This window comes from Flavobacterium sp. IMCC34518 (genome assembly GCF_027111095.2).
GTDB classification, from domain to species: Bacteria; Bacteroidota; Bacteroidia; order Flavobacteriales; family Flavobacteriaceae; genus Flavobacterium; species Flavobacterium praedii.
Genome location: NZ_CP114284.2, coordinates 4,140,992 through 4,159,931, shown reverse-complemented (window position 1 = coordinate 4,159,931; position 18,940 = coordinate 4,140,992). Strand labels below are relative to the sequence as shown.

The 18,940-nt window shown below is 35.0% G+C and carries 17 protein-coding genes; 3 read left to right on the top strand and 14 right to left on the bottom strand.

The window, feature by feature from the left end:
* Positions 1–55: 55 nt before the first annotated feature.
* Together ytxJ and OZP06_RS17830 are read left to right on the top strand one after the other, a co-directional pair.
* Positions 56–445, top strand: coding sequence for a bacillithiol system redox-active protein YtxJ (ytxJ, locus tag OZP06_RS17835; protein ID WP_269223054.1), 390 nt, complete (start codon positions 56–58; stop codon positions 443–445).
* A gap of 43 nt (positions 446–488) precedes the next feature.
* Positions 489–1,535, top strand: coding sequence for a PDDEXK nuclease domain-containing protein (locus OZP06_RS17830; protein ID WP_269223053.1), 1,047 nt, complete (start codon positions 489–491; stop codon positions 1,533–1,535).
* A gap of 143 nt (positions 1,536–1,678) precedes the next feature.
* On the opposite strand, the gene OZP06_RS17825 is transcribed toward OZP06_RS17830, so the two are convergent.
* From OZP06_RS17825 to OZP06_RS17760, 14 genes are all read right to left on the bottom strand, one after another.
* Complete coding sequence (locus OZP06_RS17825) at positions 1,679–2,866, bottom strand: hypothetical protein (protein WP_281324052.1); 1,188 nt, start codon at positions 2,864–2,866, stop codon at positions 1,679–1,681.
* Positions 2,850–3,848 carry a DUF2157 domain-containing protein gene (locus OZP06_RS17820; RefSeq protein WP_269223051.1) on the bottom strand — a complete coding sequence of 333 codons (999 nt, stop codon included), beginning with the start codon at positions 3,846–3,848 and terminating at the stop codon, positions 2,850–2,852. The genes OZP06_RS17825 and OZP06_RS17820 overlap by 17 nt, the downstream gene beginning before the upstream one ends.
* 206 nt (positions 3,849–4,054) lie before the next feature.
* Entirely contained in the window at positions 4,055–4,633 is a 579-nt protein-coding gene (locus OZP06_RS17815) for a hypothetical protein (protein ID WP_269223050.1), read from the bottom strand.
* 189 nt (positions 4,634–4,822) lie between these two features.
* A complete protein-coding gene (gene argH / locus OZP06_RS17810; RefSeq protein WP_281324051.1) occupies positions 4,823–6,103 on the bottom strand; it encodes an argininosuccinate lyase in 1,281 nt (426 codons plus the stop codon).
* A gap of 234 nt (positions 6,104–6,337) precedes the next feature.
* Entirely contained in the window at positions 6,338–7,438 is a 1,101-nt protein-coding gene (locus OZP06_RS17805) for a M20 family metallo-hydrolase (RefSeq protein WP_269223049.1), read from the bottom strand.
* A gap of 55 nt (positions 7,439–7,493) precedes the next feature.
* Positions 7,494–8,270: an acetylglutamate kinase gene (argB, locus tag OZP06_RS17800; RefSeq protein WP_269223048.1), complete on the bottom strand. Its 777-nt coding sequence runs from the start codon at positions 8,268–8,270 to the stop codon at positions 7,494–7,496.
* Between the two features lie 74 nt (positions 8,271–8,344).
* The gene (locus OZP06_RS17795) at positions 8,345–9,304 is read right to left on the bottom strand and encodes an N-acetylornithine carbamoyltransferase (protein ID WP_269223047.1); all 960 of its coding nucleotides are present in this window, start codon (positions 9,302–9,304) and stop codon (positions 8,345–8,347) included.
* A 168-nt stretch (positions 9,305–9,472) separates the two neighbouring features.
* A complete protein-coding gene (locus OZP06_RS17790) occupies positions 9,473–9,874 on the bottom strand; it encodes a GxxExxY protein (RefSeq protein ID WP_269223046.1) in 402 nt (133 codons plus the stop codon).
* Between the two features lie 185 nt (positions 9,875–10,059).
* Positions 10,060–10,821, bottom strand: coding sequence for a glutamate 5-kinase (gene proB / locus OZP06_RS17785; RefSeq protein ID WP_281239502.1), 762 nt, complete (start codon positions 10,819–10,821; stop codon positions 10,060–10,062).
* A gap of 326 nt (positions 10,822–11,147) precedes the next feature.
* Positions 11,148–12,344, bottom strand: a complete 1,197-nt coding sequence (locus OZP06_RS17780) for a glutamate-5-semialdehyde dehydrogenase (protein WP_269223045.1) — start codon at positions 12,342–12,344, stop codon at positions 11,148–11,150.
* A 155-nt stretch (positions 12,345–12,499) separates the two neighbouring features.
* Complete coding sequence (locus tag OZP06_RS17775; protein WP_269223044.1) at positions 12,500–13,639, bottom strand: aminotransferase class III-fold pyridoxal phosphate-dependent enzyme; 1,140 nt, start codon at positions 13,637–13,639, stop codon at positions 12,500–12,502.
* 105 nt (positions 13,640–13,744) lie between these two features.
* The gene (gene argC, locus OZP06_RS17770) at positions 13,745–14,722 is read right to left on the bottom strand and encodes an N-acetyl-gamma-glutamyl-phosphate reductase (protein ID WP_269223043.1); all 978 of its coding nucleotides are present in this window, start codon (positions 14,720–14,722) and stop codon (positions 13,745–13,747) included.
* A 313-nt stretch (positions 14,723–15,035) separates the two neighbouring features.
* Complete coding sequence (locus OZP06_RS17765; protein ID WP_269223042.1) at positions 15,036–16,229, bottom strand: argininosuccinate synthase domain-containing protein; 1,194 nt, start codon at positions 16,227–16,229, stop codon at positions 15,036–15,038.
* Between the two features lie 120 nt (positions 16,230–16,349).
* Positions 16,350–16,997, bottom strand: a complete 648-nt coding sequence (locus tag OZP06_RS17760; RefSeq protein WP_269223041.1) for a GNAT family N-acetyltransferase — start codon at positions 16,995–16,997, stop codon at positions 16,350–16,352.
* Between the two features lie 826 nt (positions 16,998–17,823).
* Here OZP06_RS17760 and OZP06_RS17755 point away from each other — a divergent pair.
* Positions 17,824–18,831 carry an IS110 family transposase gene (locus OZP06_RS17755; RefSeq protein ID WP_269221582.1) on the top strand — a complete coding sequence of 336 codons (1,008 nt, stop codon included), beginning with the start codon at positions 17,824–17,826 and terminating at the stop codon, positions 18,829–18,831.
* Positions 18,832–18,940: the final 109 nt, after the last annotated feature.

The following is an 18,940-nucleotide window of genomic DNA, read 5'->3' as shown; positions in this document are numbered from 1 at the left end:
TTAAACTATGATTTTCATTACTTTATAAAGACAAAAAGACATAAAATACGACAAAATGAGTATATTTAATTCCCTATTTGGTAGTTCAGAGGAAAATAAGGCCAAAACAAGTAAAATCAATTGGATTCCGTTAACGAACGTAGACCAACTGAATGAGATTGTTGCGTTATCGAATGAAAAGCCGGTAGCAATCTTCAAACACAGCACCCGTTGCAGCATAAGCAGATTTGCGCTGAAACAATTTGAAAATGAATTTGATTCGGCTGATGCAACCGACACTTATTTTTTGGATTTAATTGAACACCGTGATGTTTCCAATGAAATAGCGAGCCGTTTTAAAGTGGTTCATCAATCTCCTCAATTGTTGTTGATTAAAAATGGTCAATTGGTTTATGATGTTTCGCATAGTGATATTGACGCAAAGGATTTGGAGGAGAGGTTGTAAGATTAATAAGTAGTTTGTATATTAGTCTTGTAAAAAAGTAACTATGCAACTAGAGTCTTCACAAATTATTTTTATTTCTGAGATGAAAAAACAAATCAAAGCCGCGCAATATCGCGCTTTGCAAAAAGTAAATGCCGAACAAGTTATGCTTTATTGGAATATTGGTAAAGCAATAGTCGAACGTCAACAAGAATTTGGTTGGGGTAAAAGTATTGTTGAGCTTTTGGCAATTGAACTGCAAAAGGAATTTGTCGGGATTCAAGGGTTTTCTGCTCGAAATTTGTGGAGAATGCGAACATTATATGAAGAATATCATGTAAGTGATTTAATTCTGCCACCATTGGTGGCAGAAATTCCCTGGACGCATAATATTCTTATAATTGAAAAATGCAAAGACGAGCATGAACGGTTTTTTTATATTAATAGAACCAAAAAATTCAGTTGGTCTAAGACGATGCTTATTAATGCCATTGATGCACAACATTATCAAAAAACAATCCTAAATCAAACCAATTTTGATACGACTTTAGCTTTAGAAGAGGCTAATGATGCTAATTTTATTGTAAAAGATGAATATTTATTTGATTTCTTAAATCTATCAGAACCTCATTCTGAAAGCCAATTGGAACAAGCGATATTGACCAATATTAGAAATTTCCTTACCGCTTTGGGCGGAGATTTTAGTTTTATTGGTAATCAGTTTTCTGTAAAAGTCGAAAATAAAAATTACGAGGTTGATCTTCTATTGTTTCATCGGGAGTTGCAATGTTTAGTTGCTATCGATTTAAAAATTGATGAGTTTAATCCCGATTTTGCAGGGAAAATGAATTTTTATCTTTCTATTCTAAATTCTAAAGTCAAAAAGGAACACGAAAGACCAAGTATTGGAATCATTATTTGCAAGTCTAAAAATAGGACTATTGTAGAATTTGCACTTCAAGATGTTAATAAACCCATTGGATTGGCCACTTATTCTACATCACCGAATCTGCCGGTTGATATGCAACAGTTTTTTCCAACGAATGAAGAATTTGTTGAAAAAGTAGAAAGCATTACGCAATATATAAATGAAAAAAGTCCCAAATTTTGATTTGGAATCACCTTTTATAATTTGAGAACTTATCAATCTACTGTAATTGTTCCAGAGATTAGCACATATTTTTTTAAATTATGCTTAAAAAGCTGTGCTAATCTGTGAAATTTGTATTTAAAAGTTTTTGTGTTGGTCTGAATCTAAAACTCCCCATTCGAACCACCACCACTAAATCCGCCACCTCCAAATTCCATTGGTGATTCCTCGACTTTTGCTTCGGGTTTCAATCCAAATTGAGAAGCAACCACAAGCGATTGAACATTAGCAAAGGCATTTGGGTTTGTGAATCGGTCGACTTTAAAAGTAAGGCCCGTTTCGTTGTGTTTTATTTTTTTTATAGCAAAATAGGTAAAAGCAAATACAATAAGTCCACCAAAAGTCAAAGCCACTTCGGGAGGCAAAACATGATGATACATTCTGATGGTAAAAAAGGCAAAGCAAAGCGCCAGAAAACCAATCCAAAGCATCATTCGGTCTTTGTTTTTCAATGAGAAAAAGAGATAAACCAAAGGAATCGACATTGTAAAAGCCCAAAAGAATATAGCAAAAGGAATTTCGGGACTTTGACCGTCATAGAAATAATCATCAGACAGGCTAAAATTTAATTCTCTCACCACATAATAATTTCCTGCGAGATAGAATAAAATTAGACAAAAACCTTTGGCTAGTTTCAGTCCGTTGTAATAATAAGGAACAGTTAAATTTTGTAATGCTTTTTTTGAAATAAAATAAGACCCGCCAGAAAACAGCAACATCACAAAAGGCAAAATGGTTTTTCCGATTGTTAAATACTCGAATGTCGCGTACGCTAGACTTCCTGTTATTCCAAAACAGGCGAGTAGTGCCAAAGACAGATTTAGGTATCGCAAATAAGCAATACTCGAAACGATTGCCATTACTAAAATAACCGCCAGATAGTTGGTGTTATAATTTTGTTCAAAAGTGAGTCCAACCGCCGTCAATAGTGTTGCAATGCCACCCAAAATAAAAGCATCATCCAGACCAAAACCAAAATAATTCATATTCTTAGACATATATTCTTTGGCTCCAAAACCAATTACAGCAAAAAGATAGATGAAAAACAAGTATGCATTGTCCATAACGCCTATGCCCAAGAGCGATATAAATCCACAAATCGAAGAATACAACATGCCACCCAGAATAAAGAAACCAATTCGGATAAAGAGGTTGTTTTGACTTTTTAACCTTGGTAATTGATTGCCCAAAGCTTTGTATTGTTCGTGATTAATAAAACCCGATTCTTTCAATCGATTCGCTTCTTCGTCTAGGTAAACGTTGTTTAAAAGTGCTTTATCGTATGCTATCATCGGTAGTGTTTTTGTTGAAATGTTTAATCAATTTTATAAATCCTATTATGGAGCCAATAAAATAAAAAGGCGTTGTGAATATCAATACAGAGGATAGATCTTCGAAATGGATGGAATCTAAAATCTTTACAAAAAGGATATTTATGCTAATATAGCCGTATAAAACTGTAAACAGGAACAATGAAATGGATCTGATTTGATAACTTAAATTATAAAAATAATAAGTTGCAATTCCCAAAACTAAACCAAAAAGCAACCAGAAATCTTCAAATAAATTGACGATACAGGCTATGCTAACCAAATGCAATGAAAAAGTAAGATAGACCAGATTGAAGTGTTTTTTCAAATTGATTTTGTTAGCATACAAAGCCCAAAGCAATAAAGTTAAACCAAAGGCTAATCCAACATAACTTAAATAGGTATTATCAATCATCTCGTTTTCAAAAACATGCTTTGGGTCAACCGAAAGTCCCAAATAAGCTGCCATTCCAGTGATTCCAATGGACAAGACACTTTTGTTGTCAAAATAATAGGCGCAAAAAAGACTGATAACCGTTGGCACCAAAGTAGCCAATCCGAAATGTGTTCCAAAAGTTTGGTATTGAAACTGCAAATAGCCCACAAACGTACAGCTCAATATAACCGCGGTAAGTACCAAATAATCATACAGCGGATTAGGGAATAGAACTTCTTCTTTTTTGAAACCCGGATGATTTTTAAAACAAAAGTAAAAACAGATTAAAGTTACCAAAAGCAATAGTCCCAATATTGCGGTATGTCCAATCGAGTCGATATTTTGGTAAATCAAAATTCCAATCCCAGAAGTAAACATCAATATCGAAAGGTATAGTAAAAATTTCAGTTCATTGTGAACCGAAAACAAGTTCAAACCTCGATACGCTTGAATGGCTTCAAATTGTTCTCCGGTGATGTGATTATTGTCAAAAAGCGTTTGGGTTGCCTGTTCTTCGAAATTTGCCATGCTATTTATTTAAGATATTTCTCAAATATATAGAATTTTTAGTATGAATTAAAGAGTGAATGAAGAGTAATTTTTAAAATATAAGAAATGGGAGCAGATTATCATTTTTTGTATTTCCTTTAGTTTTAATTTTAAATACAAAGAATAAAAAAACCAACTCTTCTATTTAGAAAAATTGGTTTTAAAAATTGAATTAGTAAGCAATGTTATTTTTGGATTTTAATATCCACTACAATTCTTGGATCGTAACCCACTCTGTGAACCGATTTAATATAGATCGCTCCTTTTTTGCCAGCTGCATTTTTGAATAATACAACATTTGGCATTTGGCTATCAGGGAATGAATCATAATCATCGGTGTCAATTTTTATAGTTTCAAAATCAGAACCTTTTACTATTTTTTTGAAATTTTCAATTGTCATTAAATCATTCGGAGCATTAATAAAAATGGAAGCTGTAGCATTTTTGATACCATAATCAGCATTATTGGGGCTCATAAAATAGTTTAAACTAGAATTTGAACTATAGAAAACGATATCAATTTTGGGTAAAGTTGCTGCATCAATTTTGCTTTTTTTAAATGATTTTCCTAATTCTGTTGAAAAAAGTAGACCAGCGTCATATCCTTCGGATTGGTCTAATGAAAAAGTAACATCGGTAAAGGTTTTTAAGGTAGCGTTATCAGTAGTACTCGAGTCTGTTTTTGTTTCGTCATTGCTTGAACAACTGTTAAATAAAAGAGAGCTGATACATACTAAAAATGCAATTGTGTAGGTTAATTTCATTAGGGTTAGTTTTATATTTTTTTGTGAAAATATATAATATTATGTATGCATACTATTTCTTTAGTGTTAAATTTTTGATTTATATTGTTATTTTTTAGAGTTGTTTTAGTAATGTTTTAAAGTATAATTGGTTACAAAAAAAAATCCATAAAGAGTATTTATGGATTTTTAATTAGGATTATTTTTGAATTAATATGAATTCTTCATTTTATTCTTTATTTCCTCCAAACACAAATTATTAATACTTCCTTCGTGGGTATGTTTGGTTTGTTTTGGAGATTGGTAGGTTCCGTTTTCCAATTGTTCGGCAACGGCTTTGTAAGCATCTCTAAAAGGCACTCCCGCAACCACCATTTCGTTTAAGGTATCAACAGTAAACAGATAGTTGTATTTAGGGTCATTCAAAATGTTGTCTTTTACCGTGATGTCTTTTATAGAGAAAATAGCAATATCCAAACACGCTTTTAGGTTTTGAATCGCCGGAAACAATCCTTCTTTCAAGAGTTGTAAATCCCTGTGGTAACCACTTGGTAGGTTATTGGTGATCAATGTAATTTCGTACGGTAAGGCTTGAATCTTGTTGCATTTACCACGAATCAGTTCGAAAACGTCTGGGTTTTTTTTGTGCGGCATGATGCTGGAACCAGTTGTAAGATGCGATGGTAAACCAATGAAACCAAAATTCTGACTCATATACAAACATACATCCATAGAAAATTTTGAAAGAGTAGAAGCTACACTACTCATGGCAAAAGCAACTGTTTTCTCCGATTTTCCACGGCTCATTTGTGCGGCAACCGAATTGTATTTTAAGGTTTCAAAACCCAATTCTTTGGTAGTAAATGTTCTGTTGATAGGAAACGAACTTCCGTAACCCGCAGCAGAACCAAGTGGATTTTGATCTACAATTTTCAAAGCGGCATTGAGCATTGTGATATCATCAATCAGACTTTCGGCATAAGCGGAAAACCACATCCCAAAAGAAGAAGGCATCGCAATTTGAAGGTGTGTGTAACCTGGCAACAATACATTTTGGTGTTTCTCTGCGGATTCCATCATTAAATCAAAAAGCGTTTTTACTTGCTCTTTCAATTCTTTGACTACATCTTTTAAGTATAAATTTACGTCGACCAAAACCTGATCGTTACGGGAACGTGCGGTGTGGATTTTTTTCCCGGCATCGCCGAGTTTTACCGTCAGTAAATATTCGATTTTGGAATGTACGTCTTCAAAACTGTCTTCGATTTCGAAATTCCCGTTAGCAATGTCTTTTATGATTTCATCTAAAGCTAAAACCAAAGAAACGACTTCAGTATCTGTTAACAGTCCAATTTGTCCTAACATTTTGGCGTGGGCAATAGAGCCTAAAGCGTCGTATTTGGCCAAAACTAAATCGAGTTCTCTATCGTTTCCTACGGTGAAATGTTCGATTTGTTTGTTGGTTGGTATTCCTTTTTCCCAAAGTTTCATATTCAATTTTAGATTTTAGATTTTAGATTTTAGATTTTAGATTTGGAAACTTCGGTTTTCAAACCTAAAAATGCTAAAATAAATTACTTTTTTGTTTTAAAAAATCCTCTTGTTTCCCTAATGCCCTAGCCCCGATAGAAGTGGAAATCCTTTTTATTTTTTCTTTAAAAATAAAAAGATTGCAACGGATAGCGGGATTAGCTCCTTGCTTCGACTATGCTCAGGATGATTATTTTAGTTTTTCAAAAAGTCTCCCAGTATTTTGATGTACAATTGGATTCCTTCTTCAATTTCGTTTACATATATAAATTCGTCTGCCGAGTGTGACCGCAGGGATTCTCCTGGTCCCAATTTCAAGGATTGACAACTTAAAACCGACTGATCCGAAAGGGTAGGCGAGCCATAAGTCGTTCTTCCCAATGCGATTCCGGCTTGTACCAAACCGTGTGAAACGGGAATAGATGAGGCGTTCAAGTGCATCGAGCGCGGTGTCACAATAACTTCGACTCCTGAATCTTTTACTCCCCCTTTGGGGGTTGGGGGGCTTATCGTTTCTAAAATCTCGATATTACTATAACAATCATTGACACGAATGTCGACCACCATATGGCATTCGGCAGGAACTACGTTGTGTTGTTTTCCGGCATTGATTTGGGTCACGGTCATTTTTACAGGTCCTAAAACATCTGATATTTTTTCGAATTGGTAGGTGTTAAACCATTCAATTACTTTCATCGCATTGTAAATTGGGTTGTCGGGGTTGTTGTGTGCGGCGTGACTGGCGGTTCCTTTGACAACGACATCGAGTACCAATAATCCTTTTTCGGCTACAGCCAATTGCATCAAAGTAGGTTCACCCACGATGGCGCAATCCAACACGGGTAAATGTTTCAAAACGCTGTTTAGACCTTGCTTACCACTGCTTTCTTCTTCGGCAGAAGCCACCATAACAATATTGTGGGATAAGTTTTCTTTGGCATAAAAATAAACGAAAGCCGCCATAAGCGAAACCAGACATCCTCCTGCATCATTACTGCCCAAGCCATACAATTTGCCGTCTTTTTCGATGGCTTTGAATGGGTCATTGGTATAGCCCTGATTGGGTTTTACAGTGTCGTGATGGGAGTTGAGTAAAAGTGTGGGTTTGGATTTATCGAAATGCTGATTGAAAGCCCAAATGTTGTTGTTTTCCCGTTCGAAAGGAATATTGTTATGACGGAACCAATTTTCGATTAAAAGCGCGGTTTGGTCTTCTTCACTTGAAAAGGAAGGAGTTTCAATCAGCGATTTTAGTAATGCGATGGCCTCTTGTGTTAGGGTTTCTATGTTCTTCATATATTTTCGTGAAACCTAACAGGTTTTAAAAACCTGTTAGGTTTGTTAGTGTTTTTTATAATTCAATGCTCGTATGAACAATTCCGACGTTTTGCAACATTCGGTGGTGTCCAATTTTTATTTTTTGAACGCCTTTGAACAAGCTGTTGAAACAATTGTCTAATTTAGGAATCATCCCGGAATGTATCGCTTTTTCGGCCTTTAATTTGGTGTACAATTCGTGATTGATTTTTTCGATTACGGAGCTGTCATCATCTGCATTATACAAAACACCTGGTTTTTCGAAGCAATAGGTCAAAGTAACTTCAAATACTTCGGATAATGCAATGGCCAATTCACTGGCAATCGTATCGGCGTTGGTATTCAATAATTGTCCTTTTCCATCGTGTGTGATGGCGCAAAAAACGGGAGTTATTCCGCTTTTTAGTAATGTTTCCAATAAAGAGGTATTTACTTTTTGTACGTCGCCCACAAAGCCATAGTCAATCGTTGGGTGATTTCTTTTTGTGGAAAGAATCAAATTGCCGTCGGCGCCTGAAAAGCCCATAGCATTAGTAGTATTCGCCTGCAATTGAGCCACAACATTTTTGTTGATTTCACCTGCATAAATCATTACCACTACCTCGAGCATTGGCGCATCGGTAATGCGGCGTCCATCAATCATTTGGGGCACTAATCCAATGCTTTTAGCCATTTTTGTAGCCGATTTTCCGCCACCGTGAACCAGTACTTTGTATCCTTCTATTTTGGAAAAATCAGTAAGGAATTGTGCCAATTCGGTTGGATCGTCGATGATGTTGCCACCTATTTTTATGATTGATAATGGAGTCATATTGATTTATGATTGTTGATTAACGATTTTAGATTTGTGTTGACTAAAATGTCTATTATCTATTTGTCTATGTTCTATTTTCTTTTCTCTAATTTTTTCAAAATCTTCTGCAATACCAATTGTGCCGAATAGGTTCTATTATTCGCTTGTTGAATTACAATAGAGTTTTCACTGTCAATTACTTCATCCGTCACAATTACGTTACGTCTTACTGGCAAGCAGTGCATGAATTTGGCATTGTTTGTCCCTTTCATTTTGTCGGCTGTGACGGTCCAATTCGGGTCAGAATTGGTGATTTTACCATATTCTTTGTAATTACTCCAGTTTTTGGCATAAATATAATCGGCGTTTTCAAAAGCTTTATCTTGGTCATACTCGATTTTAGAATCTTTGGTAATTTCAGGATTCAGTTCGTAGCCTTGGGGATGTGTAATCACAAAATCCATTTCGGTTTGCAATTGCATCATTTCCACGAAAGAATTAGGAACAGCTTGCGGCAAAGCACGTGGATGTGGTGCCCAAGAAAGTACCACTTTTGGTCTGTGTTTCGTTTTGTGTTCTTCCATCGTAATTGCATCGGCAAGGGATTGCAACGGATGTCCTGTGGCACTTTCCATATTCAGAATCGGTACAGTAGCATATTTCACGAAACCGTTTATTACAGTTTCTGCATTGTCTTTTTCTTTGTCAACCAATCCTGCAAAAGCCCTGATGGCAATGATATCGGCGTATTGAGAAACCACTTCGGCGGCTTCCTTGATGTGTTCCGAAGCGCCTTGGTTCATAATTGCACCGTCTTCAAATTCGAGGGTCCAGCCTTCGCTTCCAAAGTTCATCACCATAACGTTCATTCCTAGATTTATGGCTGCTTTTTGCGTGCTCAAACGGGTTCTCAAACTCGAGTTGAAAAACAACATTACTAAGGTTTTGTTTTTTCCCAGCTTCTTGTTTTTAAGTGGGTTTTCTTTAATTTTTAAAGCTTGTTTCACCCATTTTTGGAGTGAATCTATTTCTTTTATTGAGGTGTAGTTCATAATGTAAATAGTTTGTACGCTGATTAAACTGATTCGCTATCGCGAAGACACAGATAAGGCGCGGATTTTTTTCTTATGTTACTTATTATTTGTAAGCTGATTAAACTGATTCGCTATCGCGAAGACACAGATGAGGGGCGGATTTTTTAAACTTATAATTGATGCCGATTAAACGATTTTTTGTTTTCTTGCTTTTCGGTTGTTTTCATATATTTTTCTTTTGAATTCGGGTTTTTTTCCAAAGTTTAAAAGCAATCCCACTTCACAATCTGTAGCTCTTAAATAATTTAAAATTTGGTTTTCAAAATCTTTTACAATACAATCAGCGGCTTTTAATTCGAGAATAATCGTGTTTTCAACTATTAAATCAGCATAATATTCACCAACTTCAGTTCCTTTATAGTAAACGTTAATTCTCTTTTGAGCTTCAACATTGTAGCCTTTATTTTTTAATTCTAAATACAGGGAATTTTGATATACTTTTTCTAAAAAGCCATATCCCAATTCATTATAAACTTCATAAAAAGTTTTTATAATAATATCTGTTAATTCTTCGTGTAATAGACCCATATTTAAAATCAGTTTTAATTTATGTTTTAGCTAATCAGTATTATCAATGTTCTGTTTTTACACAATTTAAGTAAATTTATAAAATACTCAGTTTTTTTCTCAATATCTTAAGCTAATAAATAAAAAAAAATCAGTTTTTATCCGCGTCTTTGCTTTAGCAAATCCGGGTCATCCGCGTACTATTTCTACACTATCTTCGTAAATGCAATTTCATTGTTCAAAGCCTTCAACATAAAATTATCTTCCAGTCCATTAACAATCCAAGTTTCTATATTTGCCGCTTTAGCTATGGCAGCCGAATCAATTTTAGACTGCATACCGCCTGTTCCGTGAGACGATTTTTTGTCTCCAATTTCTTTTTGCAACAGCGACAAATCGGTAACCAATTCGATTGTTTCTGGAACTTCATCATTTATTGACGATTTGGTATAAATTCCATTAGTGTTGGTTGCAATAATCAGAATATCAACGTTTAATAATACCGCAGTTAAGGCTGCTAATTTATCATTATCACCAAATTTAATTTCATCTGTGGCAACCGTATCATTTTCATTGATAATCGGAATGTAACTGTTTTTGACCAATACATTGATGGTGTTTACAATATTGACTTTCGATTGTTCCTTTTCAAAATCAGAGTAGGAAAGTAGGCATTGCGAAATATGCAATCCCAAATCACTAAAATTCTCATGGTAAATCCGCATTAAATGGGGTTGACCAATTGATGCCAAGGCTTGTTTTACAAACACATCTTGATCGTTGTTGTCTAGTTTTACAAATTGTTTGGCGGCAGCAATTGCTCCTGAACTCACAATAATGAATTCGTATTCGTCTTGTAAAGCGGCTATTTGCACCCCAATGTCTTCAATTTTTCCTCTCGAAATATGATTGGTTTCTTTGGTTAAGGTGTTACTGCCTAACTTTAGTAATATTCTTTTTTTAGCCATTTTTATGTTTTTTTACCGCTTGAGGATTTTACCGCAAGGGACGCAAAGTTTTTTATAATTGAAACGCTTAAAAACGCGTAGTTCGCAAAGCTTTGTGCCAATATTTTACCGCAAGGGACGCAAAGTTTTTTATAATTGAAACGCTTAAAAACGCAATGTTCGCAAAGCTTTGTGTTAATATTTTACCGCAAAGGGCGCAAAGTTTTTTATAATTCGAACACTTAAAAACGCGAAGTTCGCAAAGCATTATCTTCCTAAAAATCTTTATTCTTTGTTCTTTTCTCTTTATTCTGAAATCAAAAATCGTTAATCAACAATCTGCAATCTTATCTTATCTGTCCGTCACCATAAATATACCATTTATTGGTCACCAAATGTTGCAATCCAATGGGACCTCGTTGGTGTAATTTATCTGTGCTTATCGCTAATTCTCCGCCAAGACCAAATTGTCCTCCATCGGTGAATCGGGTAGAAGCGTTTTGATATACCGCTGCCGTATCCACATTTTCCATGAATTCTTGAGCAACAGCGTCATTTTTGGTGATGATGGAAGCCGAATGTCCACCACAATATTTATTTATTTTTTCAATCGCTTCTTGATTGGAATTGATAACGCCAATTACAATTTTATAATCCAAAAATTCTTCGTACCAAACCAAATCAGATTCTATTTGAGGAACGTTTGTTGTTATTGAAATCGTTTCGTCTCCCAAAACGGTAACGTTTTTTTGTTGTAATTCGGCAACCACTTTTTGGGCAAAAGCTTCCCAGTTTGGCAAATTTGTGTCGATTAATATTTTGTCCAAAGCATTGCAAACTGAAATATTTGAGGTTTTAGCATTGATAATAATAGAAAGTGCTTGGTCTAAATTGGCTTCTTTATCTACATACACAAAATTGTTACCACGACCGCTTACAATCACGGGGCAAGTAGCGTGTTTCTTGACAAAAGCAATTAGATTTTCACCGCCTCTTGGTACAATCAAATCTACTTTTTGAGTTGGTTTTTCCAGAAAGGCTTGTGTTTCGTTTCGGTCGTAATTCAAATATTCGACCCAATTCGTATCTACATCATTGTCTTTTAAAGCTTGGTGCCAAAGACTGACAATCTTCAAATTGGAACGTAAGGATTCTTTACCTCCTTTCAAAAGGATTTTATTTCCCGATTTGAAAGCGATACCGCCTGCTTCAACGGTTACGTCCGGTCTGGATTCGTAAATAATCAATATCGTTCCGAAAGCCGCTGTTTTATTGGTGATTTTGATGCCATTATCGTGTACAAAATGAAAGCGTTCCTGGCCAACAGGATCTTCTTGCGCAAACAATTGACGTAATGAAAGTATCATACCGTCAATTTTGGTATCATCTACAAGTAAGCGTTTTTCCATTGCTAAATCATCTCCTTTATAGTTTTCAAGGTCTTCTTGATTGCTTTTTTTGATGTTGGTTCTTTCTTGCTCGAGCAAATGGGCCATTCGATTGAGAACAGCATTTCTTTTTTGTATGGGTAATAAATGGCTCATTGGTTTTTGGTTATTGGTTAGCGTTTATTCTATTTTAAAAAAGGATAAACTTTTGCTTAATTTGTTTAATCTCTTAATATTTCAAAAAAAGTTCAAACCATTAAGAGATTAAGTTTGTTAAGTTTTGCTTTGAAAAAGCATTCTATTGTTTTTATCTAGGCCTTTAATTCAGCTAAGCTTTCTTTCAATGCAACTATAAATGTATCAATAGCTTCCTTTTTGACAGTCAAAGGTGGAAGGATTCTCAATAGATTTTTATTGTTGGCACTTCCTGTAAAAATTAGTTTTTCGACAATCAGTTTTTTACGTAACGGACCTACTTCAAAATCAAATTCTACGCCAAGCATCAATCCTTTTCCTTTTACTTTTATTATTTCAGGAACTTGTTTGATAGCTTTAAGAAAATAAGTATAAACGTCATTTACGTTGTCTATCAGTTTTTGATTTTCAATTACGTCCAAAACGGCAATTCCAGCAGCACAAGCAAGATAGCTTCCACCAAAGGTAGTTCCCAGCAATCCGTGGCTAGCGGTGAATTTTGGAGCAATCAAGATTCCGCCAATTGGGAAACCGTTCCCCATTCCTTTGGCAAGACAAATAATATCCGGTTTAATGTTGTGGTGTTGAAAAGCGAAAAACTTCCCGCTTCTTCCGTATCCCGACTGTACTTCGTCCAGAATTAAAACTGCTTCGTATTGTACACACAATTTTTCTAATCCTTGAAAAAATTCGGTTGTTCCTTCGTCCAATCCACCAACGCCTTGAATTCCTTCGATAATCACAGTACAAACATCACCTTTTTTCAATTCGGCTTCCACTAAATCAAGATTGTTTAACGGCAAGAAAGTAACCACTTGCTGTGCGTTGATTGGAGCAACAATTTTCTTGTTGTCTGTTACCGCAACCGCTGCCGAAGTTCTTCCGTGAAAAGAGTTCTCAAAAGCAATTACCCTTGATTTTCCGTTGTGGAAAGAGGCTAATTTTAATGCGTTTTCATTGGCTTCAGCACCAGAACTGCACAAGAATAAGCTGTATTCCTCGCATACTGAAAGTTTGCCTAATTTTTCGGCCAATTCCACTTGTAATGGATTTTGGATCGCATTCGAATAAAACCCGATGTTGTCTAATTGATTTTTCAATTTGGCTACATAATCTGGTTGTGTGTGGCCAATAGAGATTACTCCGTGGCCACTGTATAAATCTAAATATTCTACACCATTTTCATCTGTAATTGTGCAATCTAATGCTTTTACAGGAGTGATGTTGTATAATGGGTAAACGTCAAATAAGTTCATTTTTAATTATTTAAAGATTTAAAAATTGAAGAATTTAAAGATTTATATCTTTTATGAATTTCACTAATTTTTCAACCATTAAATTCTTCAATCTTTTAATTATTTCTAGAATCCACTTGGTTTCAAATGCAATCCCGTACTTTCTTCCAGTCCAAACATCAAATTCATATTTTGGATGGCTTGTCCCGAGGCGCCTTTTACTAAATTATCAATTACTGAGGTAATCAAAATCCGGTTTCCTTTTTTGACTAAACTAATAATACATTTATTGGTTTGAACCACTTGTTTCATATTGATACCAGATGTGGTAACAGTTACAAAAGGTTGGTTTTTATAGAATGTTTCGTATTTGGCTACAAGATCCTCCAAGCTTTCGTCGCAAGTAGTGTATAATGTTGCAAAAATTCCTCTTGGAAAATCCCCTCTGTTTGGAATAAAAAGCAATTCGTTTGTGAAATCGTTTTGCAATTGGTGCAAACTTTCTGAGATTTCTCCCAAATGTTGGTGTTCGAAAGCTTTGTAATGCGACATATTATTGTTTCTCCAACTGAAATGAGAGGTTTCCGAAAGTCCGACTCCAGCTCCTGTGCTTCCGGTTGTGGCGTTGATGTGAATATCTCCATTTAATAATTTGGCATCCGCCAAAGGCAATAAAGCCAACTGAATTGCTGTGGCAAAACAGCCCGGATTAGCAATAAACTGAGCGTTTTTAATCGCTGATTTGTTCAGTTCCGGTAAACCGTAAACGAATTTTTTGCCATCAAAAACTTCGTCTTTGTGCAATCTGAAGTCATTTCCTAAATCGATGATTTTAGTATGGCTTGCAAACTGGTTTTCGGTCAAAAATGTTTTTGATTTTCCGTGTCCTAAACACAAGAAAACTACATTTACGTTAGGGTTTACGGTATCGGTAAAATTCATTTCGATATCGCCCAATAAATCGTGATGCGCTACCGAAAGCGGTTTTCCAGCATTTGTGGTGCTGTAAACAAAATCGATAGTAACATCGGGATGAAACATTAATATTCTGATGAGTTCTCCGGCTGTATAGCCAGATCCGCCAATTATACCTATGTTAATCATAATTTTTTATTTTTAAATATGCTATAAAACTGAATGCGTTTTGTTGCCTTTTCCTGCAAGGTCTTTTTTTGACCTTGTAGGTATATTTTAGGATATTTAATACCTACAAGGTTAAAAAAAACCTTGCAGGATAAAACCTGGTACTTCCTAATATTTCCTCTTGAGCCCCGATAGCAGTGAAAATCTCCCGATTTAGAAAAACAAGGCTTTTTTGCCGTAGTTTTTGTTTATCGGGAATTGCAACGAATAGCGGGAACCCATACCTCCAATAATGCCTAAACTTTCGCTCCTAACAATTCTTTAAATTGCCGTATTAATCGTGTGTCAATTTGTTTACAGATGAGAATATGTTTTGCGCATTACCCAGAATTTTGATAAATCCTTTGGCATCGTCAGACGTCCAAGCGTTGTTCATTTCGCCGTATTGACCAAAACCAGTATTCATCAAGTCGTTTTCGGACTCGATTCCATCAAGGGTAAAGTGATACGGTTTAAGCGAAACAATCACGGTTCCGTTTACCGTAGCCTGAGTGTCTTCAAGGAAAGCTTCGATGTTACGCATCACGGGATCCAAAAATTGCCCTTCGTGGAATAACATTCCGTACCAGTTTCCTAACTGTTCTTTCCAGTATTGCTGCCATTTTCCAAGAGTATGTTTCTCTAACAAATGGTGCGCTTTGATAATTATTAAAGGAGCAGCGGCTTCAAAACCAACTCTTCCTTTGATTCCGATAATGGTGTCACCCACGTGAATGTCTCTACCAATCGCATAGGCGTTGGCTAATTTTTCCAAAGCAACGATATTTTTGGTTGGAGTATCAAGAACATCGTTGATGCCCACTAATTGTCCTTTTTCGAATTGAAGTGTTACCTTCTCTTCATCTGTTTTTTGTAATTGTGATGGATAGGCTTCGCTTGGCAATGGTTTACTTGAAGTCAAAGTTTCTTTTCCGCCTACGCTAGTTCCCCAAAGTCCTTTGTTGATTGAGTATTGCGCTTTTTCCCAAGAATAGTGAACGCCGTTTTTTGCTAAATAATCTACTTCTTCCTGACGAGATAATTTTAAGTCTCTGATAGGAGTGATGATTTCAATTTCGGGAGCGATGGTTTGGAAAATTAAGTCAAAACGAATTTGGTCATTTCCAGCACCCGTACTTCCGTGAGCAATAGCTTCTGCACCAACAGATTTGGCATATTTTATGGCTTCAATAGCTTGAAAAACACGTTCGGCACTTACAGATAGGGGATAGGTGTTGTTTTTTAGAACATTTCCGTAAATCAAATATTTAATGGCTTTGTCATAATATTTGTCAACGATAGTTAGGTTGGCGTGTTTGGCGCTTCCTAGTTCGTAGGCTCTGTCTTCGATTGCTTTTAATTCGGCTTCATCAAAACCACCAGTGTTAATTAATACGGTATGAACTTCATACCCTTTTTCATTTTTCAAATATTTTAGACAATAAGAAGTGTCTAATCCTCCGCTGTATGCTAATACTACTTTTTTCATGATTTTGTGGTTTTTCCTATTCCTTAACATTCTCCGAGGGTGAATTTGCGGAAAAGGATTATGTTATATTTTGATTATATTTATTTGTTCTCTTTTTTTGTTTACTATCAAAAATCAATTTTAGATTTTTTGATGTTCCCCTTTCGGAGGATGTGGTCCCAAAAACAAAGCTTGTTTTATGGCTCTCAATCGGTTTAGAATTTTTACGTTAAAAGGATGTTTGGGTGGGTCTTTCGGTTTTTCTTTTGGGTCAAAAAGCATTCCGGTACACAAACACATTTTGTGTTCCTTGCTTTTTAATATTTCATAATTAGTGCAGGTTTGACAACCTTTCCAGAAACTAGGGTCGTTAGTCAGTTCCGAAAAAGGAACCGGTTTGTAGCCCAAATCCGAATTGATTTTCATTACCGCCAAGCCTGTTGTAATTCCAAATACTTTGGCGTCTGGATATTTTTGTAATGAATAGTCAAATACAAACGATTTTATTTTTTTGGCCAGTCCCAAATTTCTGTAATCTGGATGAACTATTAGACCGGAGTGTGCCACAAACTGACCGTGTTGCCAACTTTCGATATAGCAAAAACCAGCAAAGATTCCGTTGTTAAGTGCAATAACTGCATCGCCTTTTTCCATCTTCTTTTGGATGTATTCTGGTGTTCTTTTGGCAATTCCAGTACCTCTCAACAAGGCAGATGATTCTATGGTATCGCATATTTCCTGCGCATACTTATAATGTTCTTCCTGAGTTACTACAATAGAAATATTCATTTCAAGAGTTATATTTTAGGTTAAATAATGTACTGTAATGAAGTGTGGAATGTTCTGGATTTACAATGTCAAATATAGAATAAATGAAGTAAAGAACAATCCAAATAATTGAATTACAGATAGATAAAATGTGTTTGGTGATTTTTTTTGGATGTATAAATCCAAATAAAGATGGAAATAATTTCAAAACGATAAAATAAGAAATGAATAAATATAATACGATTACACTATGGAAGCTATGATTATAGCATCCGTACTTCGGGAGAAGTCGTAGGTGTAATTATCCGAGAGATAACTGTTTTATATGTTTCTATTTTTTTCATTGGTGCAAATTTACACTTATTTTTCAATCCAAATGCTAAAATTTTTGTAAAAGTCAATTTTTTAACAAATGGGTCTATTTTTGTAATAAAAAAGAAATTTTAAATTTAAATGAGTGTTTTTGAGCTTAATTTTTCTTTTTCAGGAAGTAAGGCTAAGGATTAGAAAAGAGTTTTTAAAATGATTTTGACTCATTTATTCTAAAAGTTCGTTTGGGCGTAACCGCCGCTAGAAAAAAGGGCTAGTTTCTTTGTCGTCATGGCCCTTTTCTCTAGCGGCGGTCGTGCTATTCGCCTTTACTTTGTATTTAATATAACACTAAATTTATTCAAAGGAAAACAGAGGTGAACTATGCTATCCGCCAAGCTTGTGACTTATGTAGCGCATTAGTCCTCTGTCTTCTCCTTGAATCCCGTTGAATTGCTTCAAATAGAATGATAGACATCAAGGTCTAATAAAGGCTCTAAAGAAGTTCAACATTTTTGTTTATCCTAAATTCAAAGTTATGAAAAACTATTTATTTTATGTAGGCGTTGACATTTCAAAATCAAAATTGGATGTGGTTCTTTTAAAAAAAGAAGAACCTAATGTAACTAATCATTTCATTGTCGAAAACAATTTAAAAGGCGTTAAGGAAATTTTTAAAAACTTAATAAAACAGAAGATAGATTTAAGTGCTGTTTTATTTTGCTGTGAAAACACTGGGGTTTATACTTTCCCTTTAAGCAGCTGTCTATCTGAAAACAATCTTGATTTCTGGGTTGTGCCGGCCATTGAAATCAAACGATCTAAAGGGATCTCGAGAGGTAAAAATGACAAAGCAGATGCCAAAGACATTGCTTTGTACAGTATTCGAAATATTGACAAACTAAAACTGTCTACTTTACCAGAAACAGTAATTCAACAATTAAAATTGCTTTTCACTGAAAGAGAAAAAGTAATGAAATCATTTAAAATTTTTGAAGGGACAAAAGAGAATGCTGATTTTACACCAAAACAAGTTTATCAATCAATTAAAGGAATAAATAATAAAACAGTGAAGTTTTTAAAAGCAACATTAAAATCTATTGAGAAGGAAATGAAAGCAATAATATGTAATCATTTTGAATTGAAAAAACAATTTGAGTTGATTAAAAGTGTTCCTGGCATTGGAGATAAAACGGCTATCTATATGCTAATTGTTACAAGAGGCTTTACAGCATTTGATAATGCCAGAAAATTGGCTTGTTACGCTGGAACCGCACCTTTTGAACATACATCGGGTTCGAGTATAAAAGGACGAACCAAAGTCAATCATATGGCAGATAAAAAAATGAAATCAATATTACAAATGTGTGCTTTAACAGCGGTAAAACACGATCCGCAACTCAAAGAATATTATGAAAGAAAAAAAGGAGAAGGCAAAAATGCTATGTTAGTCTTAAACAATGTAAAATGCAAAATAATAGGACGTGTTTTCTCTGTAATTAACAGACAAACACCATATATAAATACATATAAATTTGCCTGTTAATATTTTAAAATTATTTGTTTTTTATCATAGAATGCGCTACTTTGGTAGCTAGCTGCTATCACTTACGCGGATATAACATCTTTAGGAAAAAATAGGGGGTTTTTTTTAT

Bases quoted from the DNA above. Each gene is read 5' to 3' on its own strand.
- OZP06_RS17760 (WP_269223041.1), bottom strand. From the start codon at position 16,997: ATGAATATTTCTATTGTAGTAACTCAGGAAGAACATTATAAGTATGCG.
- argH (WP_281324051.1), bottom strand. From the start codon at position 6,103: ATGAAACTTTGGGAAAAAGGAATACCAACCAACAAACAAATCGAACAT.
- argB (WP_269223048.1), bottom strand. From the start codon at position 8,270: ATGACTCCATTATCAATCATAAAAATAGGTGGCAACATCATCGACGAT.
- OZP06_RS17765 (WP_269223042.1), bottom strand. From the start codon at position 16,229: ATGAAAAAAGTAGTATTAGCATACAGCGGAGGATTAGACACTTCTTAT.
- OZP06_RS17795 (WP_269223047.1), bottom strand. From the start codon at position 9,304: ATGAACTACACCTCAATAAAAGAAATAGATTCACTCCAAAAATGGGTG.
- OZP06_RS17820 (WP_269223051.1), bottom strand. From the start codon at position 3,848: ATGGCAAATTTCGAAGAACAGGCAACCCAAACGCTTTTTGACAATAAT.
- OZP06_RS17815 (WP_269223050.1), bottom strand. From the start codon at position 4,633: ATGAAATTAACCTACACAATTGCATTTTTAGTATGTATCAGCTCTCTT.
- OZP06_RS17775 (WP_269223044.1), bottom strand. From the start codon at position 13,639: ATGAACTTATTTGACGTTTACCCATTATACAACATCACTCCTGTAAAA.
- OZP06_RS17830 (WP_269223053.1), top strand. From the start codon at position 489: ATGCAACTAGAGTCTTCACAAATTATTTTTATTTCTGAGATGAAAAAA.
- OZP06_RS17790 (WP_269223046.1), bottom strand. From the start codon at position 9,874: ATGGGTCTATTACACGAAGAATTAACAGATATTATTATAAAAACTTTT.
- proB (WP_281239502.1), bottom strand. From the start codon at position 10,821: ATGGCTAAAAAAAGAATATTACTAAAGTTAGGCAGTAACACCTTAACC.
- OZP06_RS17780 (WP_269223045.1), bottom strand. From the start codon at position 12,344: ATGAGCCATTTATTACCCATACAAAAAAGAAATGCTGTTCTCAATCGA.
- OZP06_RS17805 (WP_269223049.1), bottom strand. From the start codon at position 7,438: ATGAAGAACATAGAAACCCTAACACAAGAGGCCATCGCATTACTAAAA.
- OZP06_RS17825 (WP_281324052.1), bottom strand. From the start codon at position 2,866: ATGATAGCATACGATAAAGCACTTTTAAACAACGTTTACCTAGACGAA.
- OZP06_RS17755 (WP_269221582.1), top strand. From the start codon at position 17,824: ATGAAAAACTATTTATTTTATGTAGGCGTTGACATTTCAAAATCAAAA.
- ytxJ (WP_269223054.1), top strand. From the start codon at position 56: ATGAGTATATTTAATTCCCTATTTGGTAGTTCAGAGGAAAATAAGGCC.
- argC (WP_269223043.1), bottom strand. From the start codon at position 14,722: ATGATTAACATAGGTATAATTGGCGGATCTGGCTATACAGCCGGAGAA.